The 16,362-nt window shown below is 37.1% G+C and carries 11 protein-coding genes; 3 read left to right on the forward strand and 8 right to left on the reverse strand.

All coding sequences use genetic code 11. From position 1 onward, the window contains the following. Positions 1–52: 52 nt before the first annotated feature. The 4 genes from D569_RS23535 to D569_RS0100185 form a co-directional block, all read right to left on the reverse strand. Positions 53–916 (reverse strand): helix-turn-helix transcriptional regulator, encoded by an 864-nt coding sequence (locus D569_RS23535; protein ID WP_018930364.1) that lies wholly within the window; start codon positions 914–916, stop codon positions 53–55. Positions 917–1,210: 294 nt separating this feature from the next. After that, positions 1,211–2,740, reverse strand: a complete 1,530-nt coding sequence (locus D569_RS0100175; protein WP_018930365.1) for a PH domain-containing protein — start codon at positions 2,738–2,740, stop codon at positions 1,211–1,213. Further along, the gene (locus D569_RS0100180; protein ID WP_018930366.1) at positions 2,737–3,219 is read right to left on the reverse strand and encodes a PH domain-containing protein; all 483 of its coding nucleotides are present in this window, start codon (positions 3,217–3,219) and stop codon (positions 2,737–2,739) included. Before D569_RS0100180 ends, D569_RS0100175 begins: the two co-directional genes overlap by 4 nt. Beyond that, positions 3,216–4,397: a DUF418 domain-containing protein gene (locus D569_RS0100185; RefSeq protein WP_018930367.1), complete on the reverse strand. Its 1,182-nt coding sequence runs from the start codon at positions 4,395–4,397 to the stop codon at positions 3,216–3,218. The genes D569_RS0100180 and D569_RS0100185 overlap by 4 nt, the downstream gene beginning before the upstream one ends. 230 nt (positions 4,398–4,627) lie before the next feature. On the opposite strand from D569_RS0100185, the gene D569_RS0100190 reads away from it, so the two are divergent. Further along, the gene (locus D569_RS0100190; RefSeq protein WP_018930368.1) at positions 4,628–5,200 is read left to right on the forward strand and encodes a hypothetical protein; all 573 of its coding nucleotides are present in this window, start codon (positions 4,628–4,630) and stop codon (positions 5,198–5,200) included. Between the two features lie 13 nt (positions 5,201–5,213). Next, positions 5,214–5,417 (forward strand): helix-turn-helix domain-containing protein, encoded by a 204-nt coding sequence (locus D569_RS0100195; RefSeq protein WP_018930369.1) that lies wholly within the window; start codon positions 5,214–5,216, stop codon positions 5,415–5,417. 675 nt (positions 5,418–6,092) lie between these two features. Here the strand turns inward: D569_RS0100195 and D569_RS23540 are convergent. Next, positions 6,093–8,831 (reverse strand): choice-of-anchor I family protein, encoded by a 2,739-nt coding sequence (locus tag D569_RS23540; protein WP_156822837.1) that lies wholly within the window; start codon positions 8,829–8,831, stop codon positions 6,093–6,095. Positions 8,832–9,048: 217 nt separating this feature from the next. On the opposite strand from D569_RS23540, the gene D569_RS22230 reads away from it, so the two are divergent. Next, positions 9,049–11,079: a cellulase family glycosylhydrolase gene (locus D569_RS22230; RefSeq protein WP_018930371.1), complete on the forward strand. Its 2,031-nt coding sequence runs from the start codon at positions 9,049–9,051 to the stop codon at positions 11,077–11,079. A gap of 278 nt (positions 11,080–11,357) precedes the next feature. Here the strand turns inward: D569_RS22230 and D569_RS0100210 are convergent, their stop codons facing one another. The 3 genes from D569_RS0100210 to D569_RS0100220 form a co-directional block, all read right to left on the reverse strand. Beyond that, positions 11,358–12,908, reverse strand: a complete 1,551-nt coding sequence (locus tag D569_RS0100210; RefSeq protein WP_018930372.1) for a Na+/H+ antiporter NhaC family protein — start codon at positions 12,906–12,908, stop codon at positions 11,358–11,360. Between the two features lie 532 nt (positions 12,909–13,440). Further along, on the reverse strand, positions 13,441–15,417 hold the full coding sequence (locus tag D569_RS0100215; protein WP_018930373.1) for a hypothetical protein: 1,977 nt from the start codon (positions 15,415–15,417) through the stop codon (positions 13,441–13,443). Next, positions 15,410–16,303, reverse strand: coding sequence for a glycoside hydrolase family 43 protein (locus D569_RS0100220; protein WP_018930374.1), 894 nt, complete (start codon positions 16,301–16,303; stop codon positions 15,410–15,412). Before D569_RS0100220 ends, D569_RS0100215 begins: the two co-directional genes overlap by 8 nt. Between the last annotated feature and the right edge of the window lie 59 nt (positions 16,304–16,362).

Genomic DNA, 16,362 nt, shown 5'->3' on the forward strand with positions numbered 1-16,362 from the left:
AAATAGTAGCATGACATGTAGTACAGGAAATTACGTTTTCCCCCCTTCCCAGTTATACTTGATTACGGAATTGCTTAGGAGTGACTTGCTGATATTTCTTAAAGCATCTAATAAAGTTAGATGCTGTTGAAAAACCAATTCGGGAAGCTATTTCTGCAATAGGTATGTTTGTTTCTTTCAGTAATTTCTTCGCTTCATACATTCTTCTTTGTAATATATATTGATGAATCGTCATACCAAACTCTTTTTTAAAAAAGTGACACAAATAATATTTATTAAAGTGTAACTTATCGGCAAGATCCTCTAATTGCCAATTGGTATTCCATAAACTGTTGATTTCTTTTAAAATTCTTTCTTGAGTACGAACTGGATTTGACGCTGATAGTTGAAAGATTCGATCCTTTGAAGTCTGTATTGATCGACTGAAAAAGAGTAATAATTCTGATACATAAAGGATTAATGCATGTTGATGTTGCCAATTATTCGGGGACATATCTTCCTGTAATAGTTGACGAATAATATGCTGGAAATTTTCATAGCCTCGTTCCTCTATTTGCAAAAAGAAATGTGGTGTAGGTTGTTGATTTAATAGGCGTTTAAATGCTTGAAAGATTGGCTGCTCATAGCAAAATAAATCATCCTGAAACATGATCATGACGCGATCATATGCCTGATTATTTGGCAAATTCACTTTATGCAGCTTCTCACTGTTAAACAAAAGAACATGACCTCTCTTCAAATGAAAGACGCTTTCTTCAAAAATAAACTGCGCTTCTCCATTTCTCACCCATACAATTTCATAACCGCGATGGGAGTGGAAATCTTGTGGTGTCTGGTTATCCACCTTATGTTGGATGGTGAATGTTGTTGGCACTTCCTCTTGTTTTTGTACGGTTTCTAGTTTCTCTATTAACACCCTTTCACCTCCGCAATATTAGAAAACGTTTTCATTTTGTATTATAGCATAAATATTACCTATTCCAATAACGAAATATTGTTGAAAAAATATTCCGAGATTGCTATTGATGAAAGAGACTTGGACTAAAGAGTAATTAAAAAGTAAAAATCCGAACATTAATGTCTGAGAACATATCCCGCTTCGGCAAAACACTTCACACAGTGGATCTTCATCTCGTGCTATTTCCACAGGAGACTACGTATTTTGCCTACGCTAGGTTTAGATTTGTTCGGATTCTAGTTCTTCCTGTTTTTAGTTATGTTCTAGCTTCTTCTGTTGATAGATTGCATCTTTCTGTCTTTGCAAATACCAATGGTGAAAGGTTTTAGCAAAATCTAGCGGTACATCATTGATCGTTTCAATTCTCGTTGGTGTAGAACGATTCATCGTCGAAATAGAAGCGAGCTGGAAAATCCTCTGTAGCATCGATTGCGAATAACTCATTTCGATGACCCGTCTCCTTTTCGTAATAAACATTCTACTAGTTAAGCCGCCATGCCACCATTGCAATTGATCATCTGAGATCGAATACTTCGTATGGAGATAATCTAGTATTCTATTCACGATAACGATCAGTAATAACAACAATGACAATAACCACCACGCTGCATCCATTTGAAAAATAGTTGGTTGGAAATAAATGAGTCCAGCAGTTACCACTATCCAGAACCAACTCGGTTTTAATAGTTTCATATATAAAGAAGACTTTGTTAATCGATTCATAGATTCCTCTACATAGTAATCCGGTAATAGAGCTTCCATTAATTGATAAGCTCGATTAATCGGCAGAAACGGATATAACGAATTTACACTAACGGCATGATCTTCTGATTGAGGACTGGCAGAACTGATTAACTTCACTTCCGCTAATCCGAAAATGCGCTTAAGTAAAGTTTGTTCGATTTCTAAACCTTGTATTTTCTGTTTTTCTATTGCAAATTGTGTCTCATCTAATAGACCTCTCTCAATATAAATATGAGTAGCACTAGATGAAATACGGTATTTCCCATAACGTGAAAATGTTCTGACAATACCGATAATTATTGCAATCACAACAGCAACGACGCTTAACATGATAATTAACCATCTGCTATCAATAATTTGATAGAATATACCTTGATAATGATCTGAATCAGGTAATAGTGGCCCAATAATATCATACAATCCCATCACGATCGGTATGATCGCTAAAAAACTAAGAGAAGTAAAGCTAGCTTTTAGTAAATCCTGATGGGAAGGCTCAAAATGTATGACATGATCTGTTTCCACTTTCTTTTCAGCATCATTCACTTCTGCTTCATGTTGAGCTTGTTCTTGTTGTTTGTTTTCCTGCTTAGGCAGTTGTTCTTCCTCTATATTGGCTAATTCTAACAAAAAGGTTGCATGTTGTTTCGACACCACTTCAAAGGCAATTGAATCATCTTCGCCATCCATCGCGGTTTCAAATGTAAGGGAAGTCAGATTAAATAGTTTGTGAAAAAGCGTAGTATGTCTAGTTACATTTTGAATTTTTGAAATAGGAATCGTGCTTGTTTGTTTGATAAAAAGACCTTTTTTGAGCTGAAAGGTATGATTATCCCACTCATAAGTTTCTACAAACCAACTTACCACAATATAGATCAACCGTAATAAAACACCGGCAATAAACAGATAACGACCATATTCGAACAACCAAAAGTCAGAATTTCTTTTCACAACAAACAAGAGAATCCCTAGTATTAAACTATTTTTTATTAATTGATAAATTCGATATATTATAGTTAAAGGATGATATCTCATCATTCATCCACTTCCTTTAGTTTAGCAAATTCAGCTATCCTAGCACGTAATTCTAGTGCCACATGTTCTTCTAAGGCAGGAATAACGTGTGAAGACCCCATTGTCTCGACTTTTATCGAACGCAGTTGATACCCCCGCATAATAGGCCCTTGACTGGTAGATACTGATTGAATTTTAGACATGGGAACGGTAACCCATTCTTTTGTGAACACACCATAGCTTAATTGAAGATAGTCATTACTGATCTGATAACGCCAACTTCGATAGAGATAATGAGGCTCAATGAACGACCAGATTGTACCAACAACCACAAATAGTAGAACAGCTATCAAGATCCAATTAGCCCATATGGGCCAGTCAAAGTAATAATCTAACCAAAATAATACTGCCAGCACGATAAGACCAATGATATTACCAATCGTTTCAGATATGATTCTCGCTTTAGGAAACTTCGATGATAATTGATGTTCTAATTCATTCATACCGCAACATCCTTTGTTTTTGTTTTCGGTTTCGGTTTCGACTTGAACGAAAGATAAACTACTAGTTTCATCAACCTTTCTAGTGGACCTTGTGTAAAGCGGGCCATATACCATTTACTGCAAAACACTTGTAATATGTAGATAGCAACCCCTAGAAAAATAGCAAACCATACTCCTAAACGGGCAAATAATCCTATCCCATACCCATAAAAAATAAAAGTACAGATCACCGTCTGTAAGATATAATTAGTAAGTGATAGTTTCCCGACTTGCTCAAACGCATATACGATCACACTCTTTTGACAAACGGTATACAAATAGGCAAACAGGAAAATGTACCCGATAGCCAAAATATTACCTCCAACATCACTAAAAGCGATCGTTTCTGAGAAATACGGTATAATCTTCAGCAGTAATCCAATCGGTATTAGCCAGAAAAATGCCTGTTTATATTTATTTTTATTTTTTTCGGTTTGATGGAGCCATTCTTTTTTGCCAGCATAAATACCAAGTAAAAAGATTGGTAAAAAAACTACCGGTGTTAGTAATAAAATGAGCAATGCCTCGATTTCTCCAATTTCTAACGGATCTTCATTATTGCGATGATGTTGTATTTCCTGGTAAGTACCAGTTTGATAAATAGTTAATGTTTCTTCTAAGTAATGGTTAATAGTTGTGTCACTATAAAGTGCATATTCTTCTTCTGACCCCCAAGGAATATTCATTAATAACAGAAGTCCAAAAAGAATCACAAACCAAATGAAAATGGTCTTAGCCTTTCGCTTTGCAAAAAATAATAGGAAGAGTCCTATTAAACCGTAAGATAATAAAATATCGCCTTCCCATAAATAATAACTGTGCAGATAGCCAAATGCTATCAACATCAAAAATCTTCTGAATAAATACCTTTTTACCGGTAATCCCCTGTCTTCTAATTTGTTCGTCATCAAAACCAGTGAATAGCCAAAAATAAAAGCAAAAATAGGCATAAATGACCCTTCAATAAAAAGATGAGTAGCGTGATAACCTAGCATATCCATTGATGACAAATTAAAAAAGGTAATTTCATCTTTTCCAAAAATTCCGTATTGGAAGATTAGTAGATTGGCTAGTAAAATTCCAAACAAACTAAAACCTCTTATTGCATCAATGAGTGAAATCCTCTGTGTTCGAACCATTCCTGTAGCTCCTTTGCATCTAAATCCATAATTTTCTATTTCACTATAACGGATAAATTATGTAATTTCAATATTTTTTTATTGTTTTTCGATAAATTTTTGTTGTATAATAAAGTCATACTATGATCAACAGGGGGTTAATAAACCCGTGCTGAAGCTTGAAGTGGTAGGTTTACAGACGGTTAGCACCGTGATAAATGAGACTTCCTGTTAGTTGAGGAGAGTATATAATGAATACAAAAGCTTTATTTAAAGTAACATACTTGATATGTCGAACTTTATTCTTTCTAATTATACCTATTGGATTATTCAGTTTTCTATATCATATGGCATTTTTATTTTTTCCAAATTCCAGCTTTGCTGAATCTTTTGGCGAGTTCGAACCGACTATTAGCTATTTAACGATTGAATTCGAAACACAGCCCGATATTTTTATCAACACCGACTTAAAAATTTTATCTTTTATTTGTGAGATAAGTTTATTTATCCTTGTATTAGGTATTTTACGAATCGTTGATAAACTTTTTAAAAATATTTATAAAGAGAGTTTGTTTATGATGGAGAATGTTAAACTCTTTTATATGATAGGCATATTCATTCTCAGCTTTGGGACTATTTTCTTTTATACAGAAGGTCTTATCTTTGACAAAACCATTGAAGCGTTACATATTACCAATGCTTCCATTGGATTTAGCAACCTGTCTTATATCGATACCATTTTCACTGGTATTTCTTGTCTGTTAATAGGGGTTGCATTGAAGGTTGCTGTAAAAGCAGTAGAAGAGAACAAATATACAATTTAAAGTGGGCGATTCGATGATTAGAATAAAATTAGATGTGATGATGGCAGAACGAAAAATGTCTTTAAATGAGTTATCCGAAAAAGTCGGCATCACTCCAGCAAACCTATCGATTCTCAAAAATGAAAAAGGAAAAGCAATTCGTTTCAGCACATTGGATGCTTTATGCAAAGCACTAGATTGTCAGCCGGGTGATTTAATCGAATATATAGAAGAGTAGTGCTTTGTGCTAGATAAAAGGCATCACTTTACTCCCGTATGGGATTTGACTCTTAAATTTGCTGTTGGCACTAATCGTTACTCAATAGCTTGAAGAATGTAGGAAAAACTTAGCAAAATTTTCTCAGTCCTTATCCCTAGATCTGCGATTGTTTTAGTAGTCATTTTGAAATATATCAATCACTTAACCGCCACTCCGGCTGCCCACTTCCCTTTCCGTGGGGTTTGTCCTTCAGCTAACTTTTTCGAGCCAAAACCGCTCGAAAAAGTGGATCTTCAGGTCACACAATTCCCACAGGAGTGGAAGTGGGCGGCCTTCGCTTTATACATGTGCTACAACATTTGTCAGATCAGGCAATTTGAGTTGTTATCCCTGTGAAAGTCAAGGTAATGGCATAGGAAATTACTAATAAGTTAGAAAACCCAATATCCTTTTTCTATTATTCATTGTAGTACAAGAATAGCGAAGGAGACCGTTTCGACTCCTTTAGCGTTAGCATGCTCTTGGAAAGCGAAACTGTCAGCCGTAGCGATTGACTTGCACTAGCTAGCTTTCAAAATGGCAACTCCATATGTATAGCTATTCTCGCTTCTTAAAATATACGTGATGAATCACCTTTTCCTAGACAACAAAAAATCGTCATGATCTTTTCAACCATGACGATTTTTTGTTTATTTAATCATTGGAGATTTTTCTTTTCTGTTGTCTGATAACAACAATGGCCATTCCTATTAATAACAAACAACCACCTATAAGTAGGAATGTATACATATTCGTTGCTGTATCAGGTAACTTATTGTTGCTCTTTTCTTCCTTAGAAGATGAAGTGGATTGTTCTTGGTCTTCTTGATTCTCTTCGTCAGAAGTTGAAGGATTATTATCTTCCTTTTGGCCATTTGACACATTTTCACTTCCATTCGGATCTTCTTCTCCCTCAGCTAAAGCAGTTGAATCTAGTACAGTAAATATACTGAAATGATCTGTCTCAGCAGAGATCCAATTATCATGCAGTGTTCCACCGACTTGACCCCACTCTTTGTCTTCCTCATTCCAATGATAAACAGAAGCAGCTTCATTTGTTTCAGCTAATTGAAAGGATAGTGTCACTGGTACATCAAAGTTAGAAACTACTTGATCACCTTGTGTAAATTCAAGCTGATAAATGTCGGTTAGGGCGTGTTCACCATCTTCGAATTTAGCCTGATCTAATGTTTCAATCAACAAAGAAAGAGGTGCTTCATCAGTAAATGATCCAGCATTAAACGTTACAATAATATCTTCTCGTTCTATAGTAACGGTAATATCCTTATCCTTTAATTGCTGTAGTTGCTCCTTTGTAAAGCTAATGTCGCTCACTTCTCCATGATCCTCCGGAAAAACAAGATTCAACCTAGCCTGTTCATCTAAATTAGCAATATCCGTTTCAACAATAAAACTGTTATCAGATAGTTGCAATTGTTCACTCACGGTAGCAAATAGTCTCTTCACAAACAGTGTATAAGTTGAAATAGATCCATCTTCTGCAATAACTTCTACATTTATTTCATTGTTTCCTTCTGCTAGTGTAATTGATTCCGCTGGATCTTCTCCATTGACAAGCACATAAGCATCATCTGATTGTGTCATAGCTGATAATTGGATTTCATCTACTTCGTTTGGAACTTCCAATTGATATTCCATTTGTTCTGGTGAAAATGAAGGATTTAACTCACCTGCATCTACCATTAATTCACTTAATAAAGAATTAGAAGACTGCCCTAATTCATAAGCTGCAATCGTACCACTCACTTCATGAGCAGCTAATAAAATTGGCTTTTCCGTTGGGCTATCGTCTGCCTGAATAAATGTTAAACCTTCTGGTGCAACATCACCGCTAGCTGGTGTTACATCTAAATCAAGTCCTTGAAACACGCGAGAAGTAAAATAACTATCAAAACTTGGCGAAGTTGGATTGCTCATATCATATACCATGATACCGCCTTGTCGCTCTAACCCTGTAAAAGCGTAAGTCTTTCCATATACTTCTCCAGATATCACGCTTTCTGGTTCTATCCCTTTATCATCACTTCTTGTTTCAAATGTATCTTCATCATTATTACTATTAAAATACTCTGGTTCGATTTCTGCAATTAATTCTTCAAACTCTGAACCACTGTCATAAACTAATTCTAATGTTTCTGCATCCCATACAGAGAAAGAACGTCCACCATAACCATAGATAGCTTCATATTTTCCGTCTGCATTTGTTGGATGTGAAGTCGAAGTCTTCAATCTGCCTAGTTGCTCATCATCAAATAGACCTTCCTCGACCATTTTGTCCAATTCTTCTTGATTATATCCTTGAAAAAGATCTGCATTTAATTGATAATCATCCACCAATTTCTTTACACGCTTTTCCTCTGAGAAACCATCCCAATCTTGGGCGTCTCCTTCATTAGCTGTTAATAAATAATTTTTACCATTGATTTCTACGATATCCATTCCATCCGGTTGATAGAGCGATAATACCGGCCAATTACGGATATTGATTTCATCATCTTTATCTGATGCATCTAATTTATTTTCAGGTAAAGAAAAGTCCTTATAACCTAAACTTTTCACTGTAAGAAATTCACCTGTTTGAATATCCAATTTTGCAATCGCATTTGCTTCCTGCAAGACAACATAACCAAATTGGCTTGTTCCATCTACTACAATGTACTCAGGCTCCAAATCTTCTGCATAAGTACTGTCAGGATGTACTTTTCTGACATCTTCCTCTATTATCTCATCTGAAAAAGTTGCCGTCTTCACTGTTAAATGGTCACCTTCATTTACACCACTAGAAACATCAATAATCGATACTGAACCTTCTGGATTTACAGAGTAATCTTCACTTGGCTCACCTTCATTTGCTACTAATACATGATTGCCATCAGGTGTAATCGTAACCATATCCGGTAAAGCACCGACTTCAACTGTTGTTAATACATCACCTTCTGTTGACATAAAAACAACATGTCCATTTTCCACTTTATTCGCAGCTGGGACAGACACAGCGATAAAACTGCTATCTGGTGCAATGGTTACACTTGTTAAGTCACCAGCGTCAACCCCAAAATCATTGAGCTGAATTCGTTTCTCTAACTCGATTTCAGTTTGACCATCGGCAAGTCCCGATAAATCAATAATATCTAGCGTTTTTTCATATCCATTCACAGAGTAAGCTAAATATGTATTCGGATCATATGCAACGATTTCTGTTCCGCCTTCATCAATTGGAGCTCCACTGGTATAACGCCCTAGCAGTTTCACAGCCAACGAGTCTTCGCTTTCTGAATAATAGGTAACTTCTGAAGAGGCAGCTGTCATGATGGGATTTACTGATAGAAGAAAAGAAATAAATAAAATAGCAATCGCAAATTTCTTCATCATTCCACTCCTTTTTCCATATTCTTCTGCCATTCTACTTCTCTACCATTAATTGAATATGTTAATAGTGTTAATAGTTTGTAAAATTTATCATTATCTCCAAGGATGTCTCCTTTTTACATGAAAATAACACTTATTTTTGATGTATTCGCAAAAAAACTGATGTGATAGATTTATATATTAGAAAGCGCTTTCTAATATATTTTGGGAGGGATTGATAGTGAAGAAAAAGTTCACCTTAACTTTGCTTACCTTTGTTATGCTGCTTAGTATTACTTCCATCACTACATTCGCAGAAGAAACCCCCACCGAAGAAATCAATATCCAGACATATGCCGAAAACATGCAGCCGGGTTGGAATCTTGGTAATACGTATGACGCTGTTGGTGAAGATGAAACAGCTTGGGGAAACCCTTATGTTACGAAAGATTTAATTGAAAAAATTGCAGATGAAGGCTTTAAAAGCATTCGCATTCCGATCACATTTGATCAAAGAATGGCTGAAAGTGGCGACTATCAAATTGATGAAGATTTTTTAGATCGAGTTGATCAGACGGTACAATGGTCGTTAGAAGAAGATTTATATGTGATGATTAATATTCATCATGATTCATGGATTTGGATAGAATCTGGAATGCAAGAAAACCATGATCAAACGGTAGAACGTTTTAATGCTATTTGGACACAGCTAGCAGATCGTTTTAAAGATGAATCACCGAAATTAATGTTTGAAAGCATCAATGAACCTAGATTTTGGGGAACCGAGGAAGAGAGCCAGCAATACTTAGACGAATTGAATACTCACTTCTATCAAATTGTTAGAGAATCTGGTGGAAATAATGATATTCGACCATTAGTGTTACCTACTCTTGATACCGGATCAGAGCCAGAAAAAATTACTGCTTTATATGATTTTATCGACAACTTAGAAGATCCCAATATTATTGCAACTGTTCATTATTACGGTTTTTGGCCATTTAGTGTCAATATTGCTGGATATACACGCTTTGAACAAGATACAAAAGAGGATATCCACGCTACATTTGATCGAGTGCATGATACCTTTACAGCGAACGGGATTCCAACAGTGATTGGTGAATATGGACTGCTTGGCTTTGACGTAGATACAGGTGTTATCCAACAAGGCGAAAAACTGAAATTCTTTGAATATATGCTTCACTATGCTCAGGAGAAAGACCTTGTTCACATGCTTTGGGATAATGGCCAACACTTAAAACGCGATACATTGGAATGGTCAGATCAACAATTTTTTAATATAGTACAAACAAGCTGGCATACTAGATCTGCAGTTCCCAACGATAACTTCATTTACTTAAAAGACTCAGAGGAAATCACAGATAGATCCATTACGTTTGAACTGCATGACAATGATTTTGCAGAAGTTTATCTGGCTGATCAACAGTTAGAAGAAGGGATCGATTATCAAATCGAGGGAAATACGATCACTTTTTCTAAAGAATTATTGAGCTCCCTTGTAACGGAAAATGACTTTGGTACGGTTGCTACTTTAACTGTAACATTTAGTGGTGGTGTTGATTGGGATATTGATGTACGGGTCTATCAAACACCTGTATTGGAAGGAACAGAAGGAACAACATCCGAATTTCTGATTCCTACAAACTTTAATGGGGATCAATTAGCGACAATGGAAGCATATTATCAAGATGGATCTTTTGCAGGCCCACAGAATTGGACGGCATTTAAGGAATTTGGTTATGCTTTTGCCCCGGATTATCAAGAAGGATTTATCGAATTAAAGGATACCTTTTTTAATGAAGTAGAGCATGGAGAAGTTGATCTCACCTTCCATTTCTGGAGTGGTGAAACAGTAGACTATACGGTTGTCAAAAATGGGGAAAGTGTTACTTCTTTAGTAGAGGAAGAACCGGAGAAGGAGGAACCTGTCGAGGAGGATCCAGTTAAAGAAGAGACAGGGGATGACCGTACACAAGAAGAAGCAAGTGAAGTAGGGGAAACACCTGTTGACGAAGAAAACGAATCAACCAATCCAACAGACGATTCCCATAAAAAAGAAACGTCGACTGATTCTGATGAGGATGATACCAAATCAGAAGATACAGCTGATCCATATTTAGCATCAAACCATGAGGAAAACAATCGATTACCTGATACAGCTACTGCTCAATTTAATTATATGGGGATTGGGTTAGTCTTGGTTTTAATCGGGATTGGCAGTTTTACTTGGTATCGTAAGATAAAAGGTGAATAAATAGGAAAGGGCCTTAGCTATTTTGCAAAGGCCCTTTTTTATAAGATAAGAAAGTATAAATTTTGCGCAGATGTCTAGCTCCGAGCGCCCAGAAACTAGGCGACTTCACGAATTGCCCTACGATAAAGAAGACTTGCCGATTGGTGAAACCAGAGGCTTAGTCGCACTTATGCCTTTAGGTGAAAGTTATCATCGGTTCGTAAACTCACTGTGATTCCTTTATCTCAGTTAATTCTGAAGTCGCTACGTTTCTAATCGGGCGCTCTGCGCTTTTTTTACTATTTTGCATTCCGTTTTAAAACAATAAATAAAACAGCAATCATCACAATAAATAATAATGTAACTGTTAACGAGATCATTACTTCACCGGTGAAACCGAATATTAAATAGCCGATTCCTGCTGCTAAAGCACTGAGAAACGCATATGGCAATTGAGTAATAACATGATCCATGTGATTTGCCCCAGCACCGGTAGAGGATAGGATTGACGTATCAGATATTGGAGAACAGTGATCCCCAAAAACAGATCCTGCCAGCACCGCAGCCATTGCTGGAAGTACTAAATCAACATCATACTCGATAGCAATTTGTGCAGCAATCGGAAGCATAATACCAAACGTTCCCCATGATGTTCCAGTTGCCAATGCCATAAAACCAGCAATCACAAACAATAACAGTGCTAAAAAGTTCACGTTAAACGAATATTGCTGTACTAATTCAGCCAGATAACCACCAGTATCAATAGTCTCAATGATAGCTCCAATCATCCAGGCAAGAATTAAAATATAAATCGCTGGCATCATTGACATGGAACCATCTTTTACCACTTTCACCACTGATAACTTAGTGCCATTTAAGAAAATATACATGATCAGTCCAACGGCAACAGCACATAATCCACCGACAAAAAGGGATAGGTTTACATTCGTGTTTTCAAACATGGTTAAGATCGTTGCATTTCCTTCTGTCTCCAGATACCCTGTATAAAGCATCGTCGCAACGGTAGCAACTACCAATACAATAATTGGGATTAATAAATGCATGATTTTTCCGTTTTCATTTACTACCGCGTTCTCTCTCATGTCCGCTGACATCGTTTGCTTTGCAGGGTCTACTACATGACCTGTTTCCACTGCTCTTTTCTCATGAGTTTTCATTGCTCCAATATCAATCCGAAAAATAGCGACTAAAAATACTAACAACATTGCTGCAAAAGCATACATATTTAACGGGATCATTTTAACAAATGCTTCTAACGGCTGGAATTCCGTCACTTCAGCTGCAACAAAAATGGAACCTAGCGTCCCAATAATATAAGCGCCCCAACTTGAAATTGGTGTAATTACCGTGATCGGAGCAGAAGTAGAATCAATAAAATAGGCTAATTTTGCTCGGGATACCTTATATCGATCTGTTAATGGTCTCGAGACTTGTCCCACAGCTAAACTGTTAAAATAATCATCAATAAATATGACAACACCAAGAAAAGATGGGACGAGTTGAGCACCACGTCTTGTTTTTACTTTTTGAATAGCCCATTCTCCGAAAGCTTTACTGCCACCGGAAGCTGTCATCACAACTGTCATAATCCCTAATAACAACAAAAAGACAAGTAAATAAATACTTCCGAGATTCCAACCATCTTCTGTGTAGAAGATATCTCGAAATACGAGCCAGATTTGCTGAAGACTGTCTACGATATTAAATTCGTGAATAAGCAAAGCCCCAACAACAATTCCGGTTCCTAAAGACAACAATACTCGTCTTGTCGTTAATACTAGTATCAGCATCAAAACCGCCGGAATTAAAGAATATATTGTACCTTCCATAAACATAACCTCCACTATTACTATCCTGTCCATAAAGTAAGACTTCTATCAGTGGGAGTTTTGGCCCCTCACTGATGATTAGCGAAACTAATCAAGGTGTTAGCGTCCATATCCGTCCCTAGCTTCATTGATAACCTTGGAATGGATTGGACAGCACCGTGATAAAACACAGAAAAAACAGTAATAGAACAACGTCCATTACTGTTCCACTTCGAAATATATACTAAAATAGTGTACCAATTTTCAAAGCATCTGTCACTTATTTTTTTAAGAATGAAAGAAACGGAAATGCTGAATATATTTGGATGAATCAAGGTTTGTTTTTGTTACGGACAGTTTTGCTTGCTTTTTCTTGAATTTGTCTATTAGATGCTTTCTTATGGACACTTTTTTCGTTTTTGATCTAGCTTTGTCCACAAGATCTATTCTTACGGACACTCCTGACGTATTTCCCTTACTGGTGTCCCTTAGATTCAGTCTTACGGACAATTTCATCTGTTTTTCTGTTGTTTTGTCCGTAAGTTGATCTAGTTTAACTATATATATCTTTTAATCCCTCTTGTTCGAGTGCCCATCCTTTTGGGAAACCTGTTTTCGTTGCGAGCATTGCCACTGCAATCAACAAAGCTCCATTTCCAGGAAGATAGACCGTTAATGCATCATGTTGGTAGTTATGTCCATTGATAGAGTGAGTATTTTTGACTTGATCCATTAACAAAAAGTCGACAGCTAGATCTAGCTCCCCAAGCCTTGCAGCTGTCATGGCACACATTGGAAAATCCCATCCCCATGCTGTTTCCCATTGCCATTCTTCTTTAACTTTATGCAATGTATCAAGCATTACCTTTTTATCTATTAATTCTCCCGGCAATACGCCAAAAGCCGCTACCATTGATGGATGATCATGATTTTTTTCAGTGAAAGTATTTTCACAATCTCGATGTGCTAAATAGACCCCATCTTTTACACGTGGCTTTGCTATTTTTTTTCTGACTGCTTTCCATTTTTCCGGTATTTCTTTACCTATTCGCTCACACCATTCGATCGCAATACCTAAACCAAAATGCCAATATTCTAGTTCATATGGTGGATTAATGCTATCTTCCATCCGATGGTTCTCCTGTGCTGGTATAAGTCCAGGTCCTAGTTGATAGACATCATGCTCTTCATCATAGGTAGCGAATGATGCCATAAAATCAGCCGAAGCAAAAACTACTTCACTAAATGTCTCTAACATCTTTTCATCATTATTTGCTTGATAGCATAATTCAGCTAAATATATTGGATGTGGTTGCTGCCAGATTAAACCCGGAGCAATCGGTGATGGCGTCTGCTCTCCTTCTATACCAACCATTTTCGGCCAACGAGCACCTTGAAACCCTTGAGATTCTGCTAGCTGATAAGCTTTAGGCAAAATATTGAGATACCAGTTCATACTTTTTTTCAAAATAGCTGGCCTTCCCCATAACGGAAAATGTGCAGCATGCCAATAATGCATTTCTAAATGAAACTTCCCAAACCAACTGTTATACATGTAACCTGTTTCTTGTGGTGGAACCGAACCACCACTATGAACAGCTAAAAGATATTGTGATAAAATCACCCGCCGTTCCAGTTCATCTGCACGAGGATCCTTACTTCCTTCAAAAGACAGGAAACCTCCGTTAGACCAGAATTCCTTCCAATGCTCACGCGATTCTGTAAACACCTGATCTGTTGTCTTTTCTATCAGCTTATTTTCAGAAAAAGACAGTGTAAATGTCAATGTTTCAGCATCTGATGTTAATACCCATCTATTTGCTTCTGTTTGCCGAACTTCTCCAGAGTTCCAGTTCCATCCTACTGTATAAGACGTATCATCCATTATGCGTTTCAACTTAATCGAGTTATCAGATTGGTTAAATACCTCTGTTTGATGTCCACTTTCTTCCCAATTTAATGCAAACGCATCTTCCCATTTTCGATCGGTGATATTGGGACTGGGAAAAGCTAATTGTATTGCGATTTGACCTTTTTTTAACAAGGATGAGGCTACGGTTACTCCGATGATATCCTCTTCCGGATCACAAGCTGTCTTGACCTTAACCTTCTCGCCATTTAAGATGAAATCACTCTCAATCACACCTGACCATAAATCATGCCTTTGCTTAACAGGTTTGACCTCCCCAGCATCACACAAAAACCCAATCTGTCCAAGTTGTAAACGATGAGGATTTTGTCTTAACCAATGATAGGCTTCTTCTTTGTTTTCTGGATAAAGTGGATATGGCGCCCCTTGGTAATATTGCATGTTCACATCATCTAATGTGTAACGATTTTTTCCACCAGTAGCATGCCAACCCCAATTTGATTGTGTACTTAATGGTGTCACATATTGTTCAGGGAATGTTTGCAACCCCGTAAAGTCAACAGACATTCCGAATTCACCATTTCCAATGGATAATGGCGCCCTAGGTTCTATCTTAGTCACGACAGGAGCATGTTTATCGACGATCTTTTTTCTATTCATCGTCAGCCCTCCTAAGCACACCATTATGCTCTTCCATTCGAATAAAAATCGGTCGTTCGTTCGGCGTTTTATTTGGTGAATGCAATGTCAGGTGTAATTGTCCTTGTAAATCATGAAATAACATGCCATGACCACCATCACTTTCAAATAATGGCTTTTCATCATGCACCCATGAACCTGTTACTTCCCCAGTTGTGGAACGGGAAATCCCTTGGGCATAGACATTATCAACAAAACTAGCCCACAACATTAATAATTCTCCATTCTCCGCTTTATATATGTAGGGACCGTCTGTCACATAATTTTCTTTTGTATTTCGTGTTTTATGTTGAAATGATGTTGGCCAAGGGGCTTCTGACGCCGCAAAAAGGGTTACCGGATCTCCGATAGCTTTCTTTAAATCATCACTTAGGCGAACAGCACAAATCTCTCCATCACCAATCTGAACCCATTCATGACAAAATACCATCCACGGCTTACCTTCCTCATCAATGTGTAATGTTCCGTCTAGTGAAAACCAGCCTTTCGGTGTGACAATCCCTTCACTGTGCGGATGGAACGGACCTGTTAATGAATCAGATTTTAAAATAGCTGTACCACGTTTACCACCATCTTTTAATAGAAAGGTCGCAAACATATAATAAGAACCATTATGCGCGTGTACTTCTGGAGCCCAGAAGTTCTCGTCTGAGTAAAACTCTATATCAGGGCGAAATACTGGATAGGGGCCTTCCCATTGCTTCAAATCGTCACCAATCCAAACATCAAAGCCAGTACCCTTTCCCCAGATATTTTTATCGGTACTGCCGAATAAATAATATTTTCCTTGTTTACGATCTACAAAAATAAATGGATCTCTAATCTGGACTTCCTGATTTACCTTCATTAAATCCCCTCCCTTATCAAATTAAACTCCTCTTCTCGAAGACACTTTTTCCACCTTTA

The sequence above is a fragment of the Gracilibacillus lacisalsi DSM 19029 genome (genome assembly GCF_000377765.1).
Taxonomy (GTDB): Bacteria; Bacillota; Bacilli; order Bacillales; family Amphibacillaceae; genus Gracilibacillus; species Gracilibacillus lacisalsi.

What these genes read in the sequence shown, in the direction of transcription:
- D569_RS0100185 (WP_018930367.1), bottom strand. Translation starts at nt 4,397, where the DNA reads ATGGTTCGAACACAGAGGATTTCACTCATTGATGCAATAAGAGGTTTT.
- D569_RS0100220 (WP_018930374.1), bottom strand. Translation starts at nt 16,303, where the DNA reads ATGAAGGTAAATCAGGAAGTCCAGATTAGAGATCCATTTATTTTTGTA.
- D569_RS23540 (WP_156822837.1), bottom strand. Translation starts at nt 8,831, where the DNA reads ATGATGAAGAAATTTGCGATTGCTATTTTATTTATTTCTTTTCTTCTA.
- D569_RS0100215 (WP_018930373.1), bottom strand. Translation starts at nt 15,417, where the DNA reads ATGAATAGAAAAAAGATCGTCGATAAACATGCTCCTGTCGTGACTAAG.
- D569_RS0100175 (WP_018930365.1), bottom strand. Translation starts at nt 2,740, where the DNA reads ATGATGAGATATCATCCTTTAACTATAATATATCGAATTTATCAATTA.
- D569_RS0100195 (WP_018930369.1), top strand. Translation starts at nt 5,214, where the DNA reads ATGATTAGAATAAAATTAGATGTGATGATGGCAGAACGAAAAATGTCT.
- D569_RS0100190 (WP_018930368.1), top strand. Translation starts at nt 4,628, where the DNA reads ATGAATACAAAAGCTTTATTTAAAGTAACATACTTGATATGTCGAACT.
- D569_RS0100210 (WP_018930372.1), bottom strand. Translation starts at nt 12,908, where the DNA reads ATGGAAGGTACAATATATTCTTTAATTCCGGCGGTTTTGATGCTGATA.
- D569_RS0100180 (WP_018930366.1), bottom strand. Translation starts at nt 3,219, where the DNA reads ATGAATGAATTAGAACATCAATTATCATCGAAGTTTCCTAAAGCGAGA.